The following is a 17,277-nucleotide window of genomic DNA, read 5'->3' as shown; positions in this document are numbered from 1 at the left end:
GATAAAACCTTTGCTAAAATAGGTTTAGTCTATTTATTTCATTTTGCAGCCAATACCGTATCGGATTGATTCTGCTTTGAATTAGTAAATACGATGTCTTTAGTTTCAGGTCCGATCAATGCTCCAATGGTTGTAAACACTCCTCCGATAACCAAAATCACAATAGGAGTGTATACATAAGGCATAATGTTACCTAATGCCAACATAAAGAATGGTGTAAACGATGGAATTACGATTGCGAGACTATAACCAATTCCATATCCTGAAGCTCTGACCCCTGTTTGAAAACGTTCGGCCAGATACGAAGTCAATATTCCATATATAGATTGTGCTAGAATGTTGATTATGGTAACTAGCACGATTAGTAGAGCAGAATTTTTATAACCGTTACTTAATAACCAGAAATACAGGATGGGTGTAATGGTAAAACATACTATACCGAAGAACGACAACATGGTTCTTCTACCCAACTTTTGACTAAGATAGCCTGCAAGGATATACATAGGTATACATAAAGCATTTGCAACTAATTGCGTATTAGTAATTTGCTGTATTTCTACATCTAGTACCTTTAATATACCAGGCAGAGAAGAAACCACCGCGTTTAGTATAAACCAAACCCCAGTCATCAAGACGAAAACTTGCTTTAAATTCTTAAAGTTTTCCCCTGTAAATAAATCTTTTAACGGACTTTGATCACTATTTGAAGTTTTACTTGCATTTTCTTTCCATACTTTTGATTCCTCAACTTTACGAGCATAGTAAATGAATAATCCTAAAGAAAATAATGCTGATAGTACAAAAGGAATCCTCCAACCCCATACGGAATACACGGAATTGGCATCACCAGAAGGTAATATTGAAAGAAGTAAAGTTGTAATGAGTGAAACAAATAGAAGTCCTGTTGGACCACCTGCGTTAATCATCGCCCCAAATAACCCTCTTTTGTTAGGCGGAGAATATTCCATCGCAAGCGGATTAGCAGCTGTGTATTCTCCACCCATGAAAATACCTGATAAAAATCTTAATATTCCGAATATTATAATTCCCCAAAGCCCCCATGTACTATATCCAGGCAGTAAGGCCATTAAAAATGTTGAAACAGTAAGTCCTGCTAATGTAATCAAAAGGGTTCTTTTTCTACCGATTTTGTCACCATAATGTCCAAAAATAAACGAACCTAAAGGACGGCCAATTAATGAGAGTACAAACAACACATAATAAATAGTGATAGAGGCTGTAGGAGATATATCTTCCGGTTGAAAGTAAATCATGGCCGGTGCCAAAGCAATGATAGGTAGATAGACATCAATCATGTCAATTGTGAACCCGATATAGGCACCGAACAGCGCTTTCTTCCCTTCTGGATTTAATCGGGTAGCTTGGTATTTTACTTGGCTCATTTAAACACCCCTCATAGGTTGAAATAACATAACGGAACTTGCCTTCATGCTTAAATTTATATCTCATAATCTAGCTTCGACGCATTTCGTTTCCTCTATAGGCGTTTCTACAAAGAAGTGAAGAGTCCATCTCACTTGTAGCATAGATCTCCCTTTAAAAACACCGCCTTCAAGAACATTAGAACTCTTCAGCATTGTACGCGTTTCCATTTTCGAGTATAATTTGTTCATCAAACATTTGTTGTATGTGCAGTTTACATATTAGACTTTTAATCCTCAACTAGGAATGATGTATTTTGAGCAGTCATTCTCTTCACTTCTTCTTGAGAAAAACCGTTCTCCATTAGATTGGTAACAAAGGTAAGAAGCCCCTCATCAGGATACGGGTTATTGGTCTGGCCAAGATCGGAGGAAAGGATACAATTCTCTGGTCCTACAAATCTTATTTGAGGGTACAGTTCCTCCCATGTAATGCCATATTCAGGACTAATACAGCCAAAACACTGATCCATGATAGCCCCTAATTGAGCCAGTTCCTTTTGTTCCTCTTTCGTAAAAGCAATGGATGAAAAAGTCGGGTGAGTCACGAGTACCTTTTTAATGTTATGTTCCTTTGCCGCTTTGGCCAGTGCATAGATCTCTTGTTTACCTAAATGGCCAGTTGCCAGGATCAGCTTGTATTCTGCAATTAAATCAAGCACCTCTCGAGTTTGTGTTGTAAGGTTTCCATCCTCCAGGATGCTGATGCCCAGTTGACTTTTCCCTTGTTCTTTACGTTCCATCTGCACTTTCGCCCAAGGCGGTAATTCTGAATACCCCGTTTGACTAAACATATATTGAATCTCATTGGCTGCATCGAACGTCGGCATCCAAACAATTTTTGCCCCATCTCGAGCGGCCATCTCGACAGCAGATGGATTAATCCCTCCTACTGAGTTATTTAATGTGATCGCTCCGATTGGGTTTACATCCGGATATAACTTCTTTACTAACCTTGCCCTTTCCGCTGAACAAAAGTAGTGCGATTTTATCCCAAACCCCTTCATCCCGAGCTTTCGGGTACGTTCCGCATACTCCAAGTCATCGAGTTTCCTTTGGCTAATATCTGGACCTGTATGAACATGTAGATCATAAGCGCCTTGAAGCAGTTCTTCGTACATCATTATCTCTCCCAACTATAACTTTATTAGAAACCGACTAATGCTTTTGCATGTATGTTTGAAATCAATACTAAGGCATGGGATATTCATCTTCGTTTAAAACCCATCCATTCTGTTTGGAAAAATCTTCGCGTGGCGGGCAAAAGATGTCAACCAGCTGATTGATTCCCAAGTCCATGGCCTGCGTGGTGTGGATCACTCCTGCGGGAATAACAGCAACGGACGGACTTCCACATGTTTCATGCTGATCTTCCCGCCATTGAGCCATATCTGTTGTCCAAGGCCAGCGAAGATGGTGCACAAACTCCCCTTCCAACGCTAGGGAACATTGTTCAAAATCGTCATGGGAATGCGGGGATAGTTTGGAAGGATCCCGTGGTCCGTCATTCGGTTCCAGGTAGTTTACCATAAATGTAGAGCAACGCCAGATGCGTCCGAACCTTCCTTCTTTTTTGGGTACATCGAGGCTATACACCCGGACTTTCGGTCCGGTCGGCGGATCTGGCCAGGGCTCAAACAAAGCCACGTTCGGATCGTTTTCTTCATAAGTAGACTTATTGATGGGCAAGTCAGCGAGATCCTCATTCACCGTACTAAAGAGCCGAACCACTTTTCCACCACGGCTCATTTTTACCTCACTCTCCCCTGCGGGAATAATGACGAGGCTATAGCCATCCACAGGAGTCTCTTTCTCACCGAACGAAACAACCGCACGGCTGTTCCGTTCCGGAAGTAAAAGAACATATTCATCCTGTTGCTTTTCCCGACTTAATTTCCCACCTTCCAATACCTCGGAGTAGGCAATATAGAAATTTTGTCCCCTAAACCACCAAGTTTTTGTTGTTTCATCAGATTCCATGGGGGGCAACTCGTAAAACTTCCCATATTTAGCTTCAGTAAATTTGATCGGCTTCGATTTTGTCGCTTGGGCTTGACTGCTTAACTTTGTACGCGGGTCGTTCTTGTCAAACATAATCTACCTCCATTAGATGAAAAATTAGTCAATAATTCTTACAGACATTACTTGTGCGTTAAAGATTCTTCATAGGTTTCACGTAGCTGTGAAATCAAGGATTTCGCTCCCTTTGAAAAAAGAGAGATATCTCCACTCACTGCAAGGTAACGATAACCTGCCCGCAAATACCGTTGCACTTCCTCCATAGTACCGGCGAAGGCTCCCATGATGGTTCCAGTTTTGGCCGCTGCCTTCTCAATTTCAATAATTCTGCGTTGTACGGCAGGATCATTAAAATTTCCAGGTACCCCCAAATCGATACTCAAGTCCATCGGCCCGATGAAAGCCACATCCAGACCGTCGAACATAGGTTCACACGGTTGTTCCATTTCCCTAGTTTCGAATTGCCCAATGGTGAGCACACGTGCGCTTTCCTGTTCTAAATACTGTGGAATGGGAACGGAACCATATCCGCCAGGAATGTTAGCGTTTCCAAACGACCTTGTTCCAAATGGCGGAAAATGCATCATGCTATGTAACCTACTCGTATCCATTCCACTTTTTAATCGAGGCATCTGAATACCGGTTGCTCCCGCTTCCAGAAGTCGATTAACTAACCCCTGAACCGGTTCCGGCAAACGCACTACCACCGGCAGATCGGCTGCGACGCATGCTCGGATTACCTCCCGAGCCTCTCCTTCTGTGACTTGAGCATGCTCCATATCACAGACGACAAAGTCAAACCCAGCAAGTGCCAAGATATCTACAATTTCCGGGCGCGGCAATTTAAGAAAAGTACCAAAGCATGGACCCAATTCCAATTTTTGCTTTAAATCCGTTCTTCTCATGCTTTAACCTCCTTGGATTGTTTATTAACTTTTCGAAAAAATCTTACCATTTTCTTCAAAATTTTGCAATATGAAATTTAAAATTTCAATATGTGAAATTAAAATTTAAACCCGCTACTAAAAAATAGAGCGGGTTTAAATTTCTATATTCAGATGCATTATTTATTAAGTAACTCATGCTTCTCTAGCTCTTTCGAAATGTGTTGAGACACTTCTTGCATGCGACCTATAATAGATGTCGTTTCGTCCGGTGAATAACGAACGCTTGGTATCGCTAATCCCAAACTGCCCTTAATCTGTCCAGATACCAGAATAGGAACCGCAAGTGCCACTACTCCCGACTCCACCTCTCCATTACTGATGTCATAACCGTCCTGCCGAATTCTATCCAGCCGCAGATGAAATTCATGACTATCAACGATCGTACTTTCTGTATGCGGAATCCACTTTGTATGTTGGATAATGGACTTCAACTCTCTTTCTGGTAAAAAGGCTGCAATCGTTCGAGAAAATGCCCCCGAGTATATAGGCATGCGTTCACCAATAGAAAACGTTGTACGCAAAGTCAATGAGCTTTCTACGGCATAGATACAAACGACATCATTGGCTTCCAGTTTACACAAGGCGATCGTTTCGTTCAGCTCATGAGCAAGGATAGAAATCGACTCTTTGGCAAGAGCGGCCAAATGGTCTTGTTGCCAAAACAAATTCACAAATCGAAGAATCTTGGCGGATAAATATACTCGTCTTTCGTCCAATATCAGAATCCCAGCTTCAGATAACACTTTGACATATCGATAGGCTGTGATAGGAGAAATCTGAACTTCAGCGGCGATCTCATCTAACGTAAGGACCGGTCGTTCTGCTGAAAATAAATCTAAAATCATCACACCGCGTTTAAATGATTGGGACACCCACTTCATCCTTTCATATTTTGAAAATTTAAAATTCATATTGCGAAACTTTATAAGATAATTATAATATTAAACTATAGTCTGAGTAAATGTCAGAAAACTACTGTTTTAACTTTCATCGCGATAGAAGTGTACTCGGTCTATAGTAAATTAAATATTGTTTACGGAGGAACCCTGACATGAATGTTTTAATCGTTTATGCCCACCCAGAGCCCACTTCTTTCACAGCGGCACTGAAAGATACGGCAGTGGAGACCTTAGAGGCCTTAGGTCATTCGGTCGAACTGTCCGACTTATATGCTGATGGTTTTAACCCAGTTGCCGGCAGACATGATTTCACAACCATAGCTGACCCAAGTCGATTTCACTATCAAACTGAACAGCTTTATGCAAGCAAGAATAAAGGCTTTTCAACCGAACTCACCCGTGAACAGGAACGATTACTGAAAGCTAACCTAATGGTATTTGTATTCCCTATTTGGTGGGGTGGAATGCCCGCCATTATGAAGGGATGGTTTGAGCGAGTTCTTGCTTACGGTATTGCCTATTCCGATGGGAAACGATATGAACAAGGTTATTTCTTTGGGAAGCGGGGAATTTTGTGTTTAACAACCGGAGGTTCGGGGAAACGATTCTCTTCTGAAGGAACCTACGGGTCGATAGAGGATGTTTTGTATCCGACTCAACGTTGTATGTTGGAGTACATTGGACTAGAAGTGATGGAACCCTTCGTTGCCTATGCTACTCCACGGCTAGATGATGATGCTCGTAAAGCTTATCTTCAAAATTGGGCGGTACAACTACGCTCTATTGTGACTGACGCTTCCTGGCAGGACCGTTTAGAACAAGCCAAAGACATCCAAAAGAGAAACAGAGTGATCAGCGAAGAACAGGGATGGTCCATCCCACGGTAGATTCATCTGAATTGATTTCCTTTTGCTAATCTTAATCAAATCAAATCATATTATTCGTTTTCCTCCAGATTCATTGGGTGCATTCCAAGTGTAAGAGGTATAGCCATCTTTTGAAATCGGTATCATCAAGTTGGATCAGTCTTTTAAGGTCTCGATGAATTCCCCAATGCACCTGAAGCTATAGACCTGGTTCATGGAGCCAAACGGGTCATCATCATCATGGAACATGTAAACAAGCATGGAGAGTCTAAGATAAAAAAAGAATGTTCACTTCCTTTAACCGGTCAAGGAGTGGTGCATCGATTGATTACGGATTTACCTTCACCTCCTCCTCTTTTCCGCCCAACTCCAAACTTCTTGGTTTATATCGATAAAAACCCCACTATGATAAGAATTTGGGCGGCAATAGGTTATTAAATTGATTGTTACATGGTACCTTGTCGATTTCCTATTCCATTTAAGATCGTATTGCTACTTAAGTTACGTTCATTATAGCTAATTAATTTGTGGTAATTAAACTCTACAATGATATAATTTTCTACGAACATACGATTGGTAGATGATCTAGATGATGACTAAAGATGTATCAAAATGCCTCTATCCTTCTTTTCCTTTATAGAATGCATTGACTTCATTTTTTATCTTTTGGTGCTTTTTAACCTATGGTTTATTTATTTTGATGATCTAAAAAAGCATAAACGAACTGAATTTAAAAGAAGTCCAGTTATATATTCGATACATTTTTATTCATTTTATAAATGTATTTGGCAATTAAGAGATGTTATTTATGGCAGTATATTTTTTGTATAGAAAATAAGGATTTATATACAAGTTATGCATAGAATCTTGTATATAAATCCTTATTTAGAATATATGCTTGTTGCATTAAAGCCTCCGTTCGTGAAACAAGCTTCCTTACTTTTTCCAATAGTATTTAAACTGCTCTTCACCAATAAGATTAAAATAATCCATTCCAGTTTTATGAGGTTTAGAAGGTTTAATACATTCATCAGAATGAAGTGGTCTCCATTCATCATCTCTTGAAAAATCCTCGTAATCTTTAATTGTAATTGGTATGGTTCTTAAAATTTTAGCTTGCCCTTCACATAAGCTGCCATCATTTGGACCTAAATCTAATGCTGGATATTCAAGTTGTGTAGGGTCATCTTCCCAATGACAAACTTTACATATATGATAACTAAAAGGTTCATCTAATGTTTTAAAACCACAACAGGGACAAGTATATCTCAAAAAGTTCATCTTCCTTTCTTATTGTGTTCCGAATTGGATTCTTCTTAGTGAAAGAAGGAAAGTTATTATTGTTCCTCTTCACCACATAGCTCTTCTGCAATCTGCTTTATACGCTCTATTGTTATACCTTCTCTTTGTTCTATGGCTAAGGGATGTTCAGTTGGTTCTAACTTGATATAAGGACGTACTCCAACGGAACGAGTATGAACCATCGTTTTTAAATTTATTGTTTCAGGATAACAAGGAATGGAGGTTGATAACCATCCAAACATTGGCTCTAGTTCTTGTTCTCTTCCTTCCACTTCCTAATAGTCGTTGGTTTTATCGAAATTCACTTCGCTTAATGAAACCCAGACATCCCAAATAAATGCTCCCTCTTCATCTATTACGGGAATTTCAATACATCCACGAATAAAAAAATACTTATCGTCAATAATGCACCAATCTTCGTTCATCTCTATTTAGCTTTCTTGTTCTTCTGATGGTATGTCGTAACAATAATCAGGAACAGGACTTCCATAACTCATTGGAAGTTCATTGTGATACTTTCCGCAACATCTACATAAATAACCTTCTCGATAATTGCTCATTATATAATCCTCCGCAAGAAAAATAACTCTTTCTCAATTTTAATCCTAAAACCCAGTAAATGATTAATATTTTTTCTTATTTAACGCCCTCCGTTCGTTTAAGCAAGACCAACTTAAAAACCTCCCTTAAACAAGGGAGGTCAACATAATGCAGGATTATCGGAAATATTAAATCCTTTCTCCTCGCATATATTTGAATTAATGACAACGATCAATAAGGAGAATAAAAGGATGAAAGATTATATATTTTATATGGTTTTGTTTTGTTTCTTTTTCCCTCTTTGCCAAAAGGTTGGGTTAATAATCCAGTTGTCCTTATACGGATCCCATAATAATTTTGCCCTGGTTTCTTACTATCATGACTACGGTCTACTCAGTATGAAGAATTTGATTATTTCTTCAATAGCTGCCAGTTTTACTTACCTTTTTCATCGTATATTTAATAAATGGAAAACTAACAAGAAATAAAAAATATGTGATTTATATAGCTTCGGTTTACATAACATCCGATCTAAGCAATCAAAAAAACTTGAATCTCATAGAATTCAAGGCTCTTTCTATGTAACATAAACGTTCGTTTTTGTTACAAACAGAACAAAAAGTTATCCTACTTAAAGTAACAATGTTTATGACATTTATTTTACGTAGTATTTAACCAATAATGAAAATATTTTCCTTAAACAACCTTCCTCCGCAATCAGGCCATTTAATTGAACAAGAGTCTCAAACAGAATTGAATATTTATTTTAACATTAGTATGGAGAGTTTGTGAAACATTTTCTTATATTCAATATGGAAAATTCAATTATGGTTAAATTAGAAAGGTTTCGGGACAAAAAGAATCACTTATGAAATATTACTTCTATGGCTATACTGCCTTATAAAAAGATTTCTTCTTTACCAATCAAACATAATACAGGTTGAATACTATGATACAGATTACTAAAAGTCAATTATTGTCATTAATGTTATTATATGAAATTGGCAGTACAACATTATTTGCATTAGGGATAAGGGCCAAACAAGATGCCTGGATTGCTGTTTTATTTGCTACACTTATCAGCTTAGGTTTACTGTGGATTTACACCGAAATTCAAAAACAATACCCTGGTAAAGATTTTGTAGACATTTTACAAAGCCTGTTAGGAAAATGGCTTGCAACCCCATTAATTCTCCTTTATGCTTTGTATTTTTTTTCGGACGCCAGTTTTAACTTCTATGAATTTGGCGAAATTATTCGTACTTCGTTTCTAACAGATACACCCCAGTTCGCCATCCTAGGTGTTTTTATATTTACAGTGGTTTATATGGTTATTTTAGGGGTGGAAGTGATAGCACGAACAGCTGAGATTTTGATGCCTGTTCTAATCATCTTTCTCCTGTCAACGTATCTTGTAGCGAGTATGTCGGGATCACTTGAGATTAAGGAATTATTTCCTGTCTTAGGAAATGGAATACAACCCATTTTAAAAGAGGTTTTGCCTGTCATCAATTTTCCGTTTGGAGAGAGCATTGTATTCCTTATGTATTGGCATTTCATGGATAAGAAAGAATCCGTTCGTAAAATCTCTTTACTCGTTATCGGCATTACAGGAGTATTGCTTATGCTATCTGATATAATCATCATCATGATATTAGGTGCGGAGCTTGCGGCGAAATCGGAAATTCCGCTATTAAGAGTCCTCTTTGATATTAATATCGCTGACATTCTTACAAATCTCGATATTATTGGGGTTACTATCATGTTTATTGGAGGATTTTACAAAACCGTTCTGAACTTTTATGGTGCCGTATTAGTGGTTACAACATTATTTAAATCTGCCAATCAAAAATGGGTTGCCATTGTGATGGGAATCAGCCTAATGGTGTATTCTATGATCTATTTTCGAAATATCACGTTTCAACGCTGGATCGGCGGTGAAGTCTGGCTACCTTATATCGTTACCATTTTTCAGGCAATCCCCATTTTAATTCTGATCATGATTTGGTTAAAAAGTAAAACAAGGAATCAACTAACAAGATAAAGGTGAAAACAATGTTAAGTTTACAAACATTATACGAAGCAGGGATTGTGCCAAGCATCCTTTACATAGGGGGATCACTATACATCGTGATCCTCCTCTTGCTAAACCTCTATTATGCCATTTTTTATCTAATCAAACGCCTCTTCAATAAATCGAAAAGTTTACCTTAATTTTTTGATTTCAAAGGTTCTTTTAAAAGCTCCCGCGTGTCAATGTTTGCATGAACCCTTACTTTTACACCCGCATTCTGAAATTGGTCTTCCCATTGGTCCTTTACTTGATTCCATTTCTTTGGATCTTTTCTATTTAATGTACTTCCAAAACCAAAAATATCTGTTTTTAATTCTTTTTGCGCCTTTTCGATGATGTTGTCCACTTCTCGTTCGATAAGCTTTTCAAGTTCTTTTTCTAAGCGTTTTAAGTAGTCGAGCTGCTCTTTTCTAGTTTCAAGAGCTCCTGCACCTTGTTGTTCAACAAGGGCTCCAGACGATTCAATTTCAATGTTAAAGGAAACCTCATCTCCCTGTATTTCAGGCTTGATCTTCGAACTTGCCTCTCTAATTTCAATGGAAACTAATTTTTCTTCTTCAAGTAAAGAGGGAAGGGAAAGAACACCGCTTTTCACCTCACCAACTATCCAATTATACCCCCGTGCTTCTGTTTCACTAAGAAATCCGACTAACTTGTCTTCTTTAAATACAGCCCCTCCGGACAGTTTTACATGTTGGGATGTTTTCTCCGACATTTCTTCGACAGGACTATTCGATTTTTCCATCATTTCTAATGCTCCGGTAACAGGATGGATACCGCCCTTTAATGATTTTTTATAATAATCGTTTAGCTGTAAAACGGTTGTGTCAAAATTGAATTGTTGGTTTTCAAGAATACGCTCTAAGTAATTTGCCTGTACATTTTCAACCCCATGCTTTTTCACGCCAAGTATATCTTTCGCTTGCCGATCTTTTGTAACACAAAGCCATACATATCCCCTCGCTTCTCTTCCTCTTGTAATTCCATCAAGAACAGGCAGTATCCCTTCTCTTGCCAGGTGCTCGCCAATGACAACCACTTTATTATGGGCATAAAAGTTTTTGCGATCAAACTCCTGCTGGGCATTTCGAATCGCTTTAAAAACGGTATCCCCTTTCGTCGTAATTAATGTAACAGGAGCTTCTGTCCCTCCGCCTTCGGGTTTTAATGCGGAGGGATTCAATACTTGCGATGTAAAAACAATATCACCTGTGTCTGGATCTTTATCTATTCCAATTGCAACAACGATTCCAAGTTCTTTTAACTCTCTTCTATCCCAACATCCTACTAACAGAAATAAGCAGCATATACAGAAAACAACACGTTTCAACTTTCTTCACTTCCATTATCCTGCCTTGGGGGCTGCGGCATTTGATTAAAGCCCTGACGCTCAGATCTATCCCAATTAATCGATTGCGGCCTTAAGTTCATTTTCCAAAGCGGAGCCCTTATTAAGGTATCTCTCCATTCCCTCAAGATAATTGGTGCATGAGGAGCTAAATATGGGGCACCAAAAGAGCGCAAGGAACACATATGAGCAAGAATAAGTAAGAAACCGATTAAAACACCGTATAACCCTAGAACGCCAGCTAGTATGACAAAAAATAGCCTCGATATCACAACAGCATCATTAATCGCAGGAGTAATAAAACTAGAAATACCTGTTAATGCCATCGCGATGACCATCGGAGCACTGACAATCCCTGCTTGAACAGCTCCTTCGCCAATAATTAAGGCACCCACAATCGAAATCGCCGAGCCAACCGGCCTTGGCAATCTAACTCCTGCTTCCCTCAGCAATTCAAAAGCGGTACCAATTAATAAGGTCTCCACTAAAACAGGGAAAGGAACAGGCTCTTCAGACGCTGCCATAGTTGTTAACAAAACAGTGGGAATCATCGCATGATGGTAACTGGTAAGCGCTACATAAAACGCCGGTGTCGTGACCGTAAGAAATAAGGCCAAAAGCCTTAATAATCTAATCATGGATGCAAAATACGGACGTGAATAATAATCTTCACTAACCTGTAAATTCTCAATAAAAAGATGAGGAACCGTCAACACAAATGGAGTACCATTACATAAGATGGCGACTCTTCCTTCTAATAGTTTCGCCGCAATAATATCGGGCTTTTCACTGTTCCCTACTGTAGGAAAAATCGAATTAGGATGGTCTTCAATCAACTGTTCGATATAGCCTGACTCTAAAATGGCATCAATATTGATATTTTGTAATCGTCTTTTCACTTCTTCAACGATTTTCTCATTTGCAATGCCTTCTATATAGGCAATTCGAATCTTCGTTTTTGTCTGCTTTCCAAGTGTAAGCTTCTCGAATATTAAATTTGAATTAATAATTTTTCTTCGAATCAACCCGGTATTAACTTCAATATTTTCAGTAAATCCTTCTCGTGGTCCCCTTACAACTGATTCGGTGTCAGGTTCTGTGACATTTCTTGCTTCAAATCCTTGTGCTTCGATGGTAAGCACTGTATCATACCCATCAATAAACAGTGCAGCCTGACCGGACAAAATGTGGGTTAACACATCGTCTACTGATGAGACTTCTGTCAGACTTCCAACATCCAACACATGGTTTTTTACAACTTGAAGCAGATTCTCTGTTGAAACGGACTTATGATTATTCGTAAAATTCGCCTCTAATAAAGGCTTTGCAACATACTGGTTAATGTATTCGCTATTTGAAAGTGTGGATATGTAACAAAGAAAGACTTTGGTCGGCCTCTCGATAAACGTTTCAAATTCCCTGAAAACAACGTCATCATTCTTCCCAAGCAGGTTCTTTAATGCAGCAATATTTGTTTCAATACTTTTCTTAATTGTATGATGCTCACAAATCTGTCCTGCTGTTGGTTGGACAGATGCTTTTTCCGATTGAGTTTTGCTTGAAAAGCGAAATGATTTGAACACCTTTACCACCTTCTAAAAATGGTCTTTCAAATAGTATTTGTAATACATGGAAATCTTATCAAAAAAACACCAGTCAACCTCGTATGAGTTTCAGCAAATGGCCAAGCCGGCAAACACAGATATCATACCTAAACTTGAACGAAACGATTTAAGTGACCCTAGAACAATAACCTCAAACTAAACACGCAAAAAAGACACTCATCTTAAGAGTGTCTCCTCTGCCTCGTCAAAAGGTTGAATGTAACCTCTGTGCTCAAGATTTCCTATTCCACATTCTACATCGGGACAAACTTTTATAAAATCCTGAGTACATTTTCTACAACACCACTTTCTACAACTTGGACATCGGTAAATTTCTATCGAAGATTCATTACACCCACAATTTATACAAATAGCATAGCCGACTTTTTCCACTGTTTCCCATCCCCTAACTTCATTGTGTTTTGTCTAAAATTGAAACCATTTATCTAAAGGATTATTAACATACGCTCTAATGATTATTGTTTTTTTCGTTAGAATAAATTGATATATTAAATCTTCTAAATATGTAAAAAAACATCTTCCTATAATAAAAGCGCTTTATTATGTAATTGATAAAATCTTTTTATTTTTTATTCTGATATCGTTTTTAATAAATTATTTTATTAATCTAGTGATATTTCTTGGGTAACTAAAAAGAAGACTTCCTGTTCTTCCCTTTTTAGTTACCCTCTTATTATAATGCTCTTTTAATAGTTTCAATCGCAGCTTTTCGGTCAGCTTGATTATAAATAGCTGAGCCAGCTACTAGTACATTTGCTCCTGCTTCGACACATAATTTAGCCGTGTCTGCATTAATCCCACCGTCTACCTCAATTTCAATTGATAACCCACGAATTTCAATCATCTGTGAAATTTGTTCAATTTTTGGCAATACACTATTAATAAACTCTTGCCCGCCAAATCCAGGATTCACTGTCATCAATAGAATTAAATCAATATCATCAAGAATGTGTTTGACTTGGTCAATCGGTGTAGCAGGATTTAATACAACACCTGCTTTGGCGCCATGTTGTTTAATTAACTGAATGGTACGATGTAAATGGGAGCAAGCCTCAACATGAACAGAAATAATGTCTGCGCCAGCTCTTACAAATGAAGGAATATATTGATCAGGATTTTCAATCATTAGATGAACATCTAACGGTAATGTTGTGACAGGACGTATCGCTTCTACGATAAGTGGACCAATGGTGATATTCGGCACAAAGTGGCCGTCCATCACATCAACATGAATATAATCTGCTCCCCCTGCCTCTACCTCTTTAATTTCATCTGCTAGTCTAGCAAAATCCGCAGACAGGATAGAAGGTGCTATTTTAACCATTTTTTAATACCTCCACTTTCTTCATCCCATGCCTTCAGTAAAACGAACATACTAACAATAAGAAGAGGTTACTTAAACCGAGGAATGAGATAGGACAGACATCAATGCCCATCCTTTATCTGAATATTGAAAGGAACACCATATAAAAACGAATGTTCTTTAGATGTTACTGTTACGCTTTGTTTGAAGAACCAAATTCACGAATTTTGCCAATAACGGTTTCTTTAATCGCCTCACGACCTGGGCCTATAAATTTGCGTGGATCATATACATCAGAGTCTGCATTTAATACTTCACGCACTACTTTTGTAAATGAAATTTGATTTTCTGTATTTACATTGATTTTAGCCGTTCCTAACGAGATGGACTTTTGAATTTGATCCGTTGGGATGCCCGTACCACCGTGTAAAACAAGAGGTAAACCGGTTGTTTTACAAATTTGTTCCATTTCTTCGAATCCTAAGTTCGGTTCCCCTTTGTAAGGTCCATGAACAGAACCTAACGCAGGTGCCAAACAATCAATACCAGTAAGCTTCACTAACTCTTCACATTCTTGTGGATCTGCGTAGATAACGCCCTCTGCAATCACATCATCTTCTTGTCCGCCAACAGTACCCAACTCAGCTTCAACAGATACCCCACGCTCATGGGCATATTCCACTACCTTTTTGGTAATTTCCACATTTTCTTTGAATGGATGGTGAGAAGCATCAATCATCACTGATGTAAACCCAGCTTCAATGGCAGCTTTACATTTTTCAAAACTAGAACCGTGGTCTAAATGGATGGCGACAGGAACAGTAATCTTCATTTCCTCGATAAGAGCTTTCACCATCGCTGTTACGACTTTAAATCCGCCCACATAACGAGCCGCCCCCTCAGATACACCGAGGATAACTGGAGATTTTTCTTCTTGAGCTGCAGTTAAAATAGCCTGTGTCCATTCCAAGTTATTGATGTTGAACTGGCCAACCGCATACCCTTCTACTAACGCCTTGTTTAACATCTCTTTCATTGAAGTTAAAGCCATATTAATATCCTCCTTAATAAGTAAAGTAGATCTAAACTTTTTATTTCCTGTAAGGATCATTATGTAAATCAATTATATATGTCGTGTATAACTTATATACGGACTTTACATAGATTATAATAACAATCACCAATACTTTATTAATACCTTTTTAAAGACACTTGATTGTAAAGCTAATTCAGATCTAATTAGTTCTTCATTAGAAAATATATGGGTAACAGGGCATATAAACCCTATTAGTTCTTCCCAAACTGCATTCATAACTATTGACAAACTTATTAAATTTCATTTTTATTTCACGAGACCCTGATTCATGTCCGTTTTCCTTTCTTGCATAGCATACGTCATTATTTAACTCATGAGTCGCTTCATATGTTGTTACTTTATTGACACGAGCTTCGTGTCTACCGCCTTCAAAAGGTGTTGTTAACCATATTTTTGCAATATCACGAGCTAATCCCGGACCAATGACACGCTCTCCCATAGCTAATATGTTTGTATCGTTATGTTCTCTCGTTGCCTTAGCACTAAACATATCATGCACAAGTGCACAGCGAATTCCTTTTACTTTGTTGGCTGCAATGCTCATTCCAATGCCTGTTCCGCAAATTAAAATACCACGGTTTACTTCACCACTTGCTACCTTCTCAGCTACTGGAATTGCGTAATCTGGATAGTCAACAGAGGTGCTACACTCACAACCTAAATCTACATACTCAATATCCATCTCTTCCATCAATGAGATGATTTCTTTACGAATATTCATGCCACCATGATCAGATGCAATAGCTACTTTCATTTTTCTTTCTCCTATCCTCTACTTTATTTTACTGGTTTACTATCTTTAAACTAGAATCCCCCTAATTTAATGTTTTTTCTAGAAATTCTAATTTATCCTGAGCATTATCCTCAGTTATGATATCAACCCCACTATCGACCCTTTTTTCTACATTTTCTCCCTTAATGGCTTTTAATGCTTGTTCAACGCTTATATAGCCCATATCATAAGGGTTCTGCGCCACAGTAGCGTTCAATATTCCACTTTCAATGTACTCCATCATTTTTGTAACACCGTCCGCTCCAACAACGGGAATCTCTAACCCTTTTTCCTCTATTACTTTTAACGCATCTAGTGCCAAATTGTCAGTGGTGGCATATACACCTTTGATATCAGGATGATTCTGTAAAAGAGTTTCCATTACTGAGTTTCCATTTCCGAAATCACCACCCCTCTGCTGTTCCTTAACAATTTCAATTCCAACAGTTTCTAAGGCTTCTTTTGCGCCTTGTATCCGCTCTCTCGCGACTCTACCACTCGCTGATTCATTACTAATGAGGGCCACTTGGTCTCCGGGATACAGCATCGAAGCTAATAGCTCTCCCCCTACTTTTCCTAATAGAGGATTATTGGTCCCAATATAAGACGTTTGGTCTTTCCAACCAACGTCTGTGTCGGCGATCAACACAGGAATATGTTTTTTATGATATTCCGTCAATATAGGAATGACAGCAGATGGATGGCTTGTAGCAACAATAAGGGCATCTGGATTTTGCTTCAAAACGTCTTTTAATATATTAGTCTGTTGTGTGATTCGATATTCAGAATCAGGTGCCAGTACTCTGCCATCTATATTAAAATCCTCAAACCCTTTTTTTACACCTTCGTCAAATATTTCCCAATATTCTGCATTTAATGATTTCAAAACCACAACAACCTTAGGCCTATCATCTTCTCTAAGAAACTTTACTGCAAAACCTATTAGGACAGAAAGAAAAATCAGACAAACTGTCGTAATCATCCATGTCTTTTTCATTATTCATCTTCCTCTTCTTCCTTGTATTCTACAGTTTTGGTGCAAAA

At 38.2% G+C, this 17,277-nt stretch carries 13 protein-coding genes and 3 pseudogenes; 3 read left to right on the top strand and 13 right to left on the bottom strand.

What is annotated here, in order from left to right; all coding sequences use genetic code 11:
- Positions 1–38: 38 nt before the first annotated feature.
- From BK575_RS07900 to BK575_RS07880, 5 genes are all read right to left on the bottom strand, one after another.
- Positions 39–1,403 (bottom strand): MFS transporter, encoded by a 1,365-nt coding sequence (locus BK575_RS07900; RefSeq protein WP_078409891.1) that lies wholly within the window; start codon positions 1,401–1,403, stop codon positions 39–41.
- A gap of 269 nt (positions 1,404–1,672) precedes the next feature.
- Positions 1,673–2,566: a DUF6282 family protein gene (locus tag BK575_RS07895; protein WP_235867335.1), complete on the bottom strand. Its 894-nt coding sequence runs from the start codon at positions 2,564–2,566 to the stop codon at positions 1,673–1,675.
- 67 nt (positions 2,567–2,633) lie between these two features.
- Positions 2,634–3,536, bottom strand: a complete 903-nt coding sequence (locus BK575_RS07890) for a cupin domain-containing protein (protein WP_078409889.1) — start codon at positions 3,534–3,536, stop codon at positions 2,634–2,636.
- 47 nt (positions 3,537–3,583) lie between these two features.
- Positions 3,584–4,366 (bottom strand): HpcH/HpaI aldolase family protein, encoded by a 783-nt coding sequence (locus tag BK575_RS07885; protein WP_078409888.1) that lies wholly within the window; start codon positions 4,364–4,366, stop codon positions 3,584–3,586.
- Between the two features lie 158 nt (positions 4,367–4,524).
- Positions 4,525–5,280 carry an IclR family transcriptional regulator gene (locus BK575_RS07880; RefSeq protein WP_169907643.1) on the bottom strand — a complete coding sequence of 252 codons (756 nt, stop codon included), beginning with the start codon at positions 5,278–5,280 and terminating at the stop codon, positions 4,525–4,527.
- Positions 5,281–5,459: 179 nt separating this feature from the next.
- Here BK575_RS07880 and BK575_RS07875 point away from each other — a divergent pair, with 179 nt between their 5' ends.
- Complete coding sequence (locus tag BK575_RS07875) at positions 5,460–6,194, top strand: NAD(P)H-dependent oxidoreductase (RefSeq protein WP_078409886.1); 735 nt, start codon at positions 5,460–5,462, stop codon at positions 6,192–6,194.
- Positions 6,195–6,371: 177 nt separating this feature from the next.
- A pseudogene (locus BK575_RS29550) lies at positions 6,372–6,611 on the top strand (CoA-transferase); the annotation flags it as partial.
- Positions 6,612–7,109: 498 nt separating this feature from the next.
- Here the strand turns inward: BK575_RS29550 and BK575_RS07865 are convergent.
- Entirely contained in the window at positions 7,110–7,445 is a 336-nt protein-coding gene (locus tag BK575_RS07865) for a CPCC family cysteine-rich protein (RefSeq protein WP_139367991.1), read from the bottom strand.
- Between the two features lie 65 nt (positions 7,446–7,510).
- A pseudogene (locus tag BK575_RS07860) lies at positions 7,511–8,035 on the bottom strand (DUF2199 domain-containing protein).
- Positions 8,036–8,964: 929 nt separating this feature from the next.
- Between BK575_RS07860 and BK575_RS07850 the strand changes: the two are divergent.
- Positions 8,965–10,059 carry a GerAB/ArcD/ProY family transporter gene (locus BK575_RS07850; protein WP_078409883.1) on the top strand — a complete coding sequence of 365 codons (1,095 nt, stop codon included), beginning with the start codon at positions 8,965–8,967 and terminating at the stop codon, positions 10,057–10,059.
- Between the two features lie 166 nt (positions 10,060–10,225).
- On the opposite strand, the gene BK575_RS07845 is transcribed toward BK575_RS07850, so the two are convergent.
- The 6 genes and pseudogenes from BK575_RS07845 to BK575_RS07820 all read right to left on the bottom strand — a co-directional run bounded on the left by BK575_RS07845 (position 10,226) and on the right by BK575_RS07820 (position 17,230).
- A complete protein-coding gene (locus BK575_RS07845; RefSeq protein ID WP_078409882.1) occupies positions 10,226–11,419 on the bottom strand; it encodes a Ger(x)C family spore germination protein in 1,194 nt (397 codons plus the stop codon).
- Positions 11,416–13,020 carry a spore germination protein gene (locus tag BK575_RS07840; RefSeq protein WP_078409881.1) on the bottom strand — a complete coding sequence of 535 codons (1,605 nt, stop codon included), beginning with the start codon at positions 13,018–13,020 and terminating at the stop codon, positions 11,416–11,418. Before BK575_RS07840 ends, BK575_RS07845 begins: the two co-directional genes overlap by 4 nt.
- Before the next feature lie 715 nt (positions 13,021–13,735).
- Complete coding sequence (gene rpe, locus BK575_RS07835) at positions 13,736–14,386, bottom strand: ribulose-phosphate 3-epimerase (protein WP_078409880.1); 651 nt, start codon at positions 14,384–14,386, stop codon at positions 13,736–13,738.
- A gap of 172 nt (positions 14,387–14,558) precedes the next feature.
- The gene (locus tag BK575_RS07830; protein WP_078409879.1) at positions 14,559–15,416 is read right to left on the bottom strand and encodes a class II fructose-bisphosphate aldolase; all 858 of its coding nucleotides are present in this window, start codon (positions 15,414–15,416) and stop codon (positions 14,559–14,561) included.
- A 367-nt stretch (positions 15,417–15,783) separates the two neighbouring features.
- Positions 15,784–16,215 (bottom strand): annotated as a pseudogene (gene rpiB, locus BK575_RS07825) (ribose 5-phosphate isomerase B); the annotation flags it as partial.
- A 61-nt stretch (positions 16,216–16,276) separates the two neighbouring features.
- A complete protein-coding gene (locus tag BK575_RS07820) occupies positions 16,277–17,230 on the bottom strand; it encodes a sugar ABC transporter substrate-binding protein (protein WP_078409877.1) in 954 nt (317 codons plus the stop codon).
- Between the last annotated feature and the right edge of the window lie 47 nt (positions 17,231–17,277).

It is taken from the genome of Priestia abyssalis, assembly GCF_002019595.1.
In the GTDB taxonomy this organism is placed as follows: Bacteria; Bacillota; Bacilli; order Bacillales; family Bacillaceae_H; genus Bacillus_BA; species Bacillus_BA abyssalis.
This window is presented reverse-complemented; position numbering and strand designations above follow the sequence as displayed.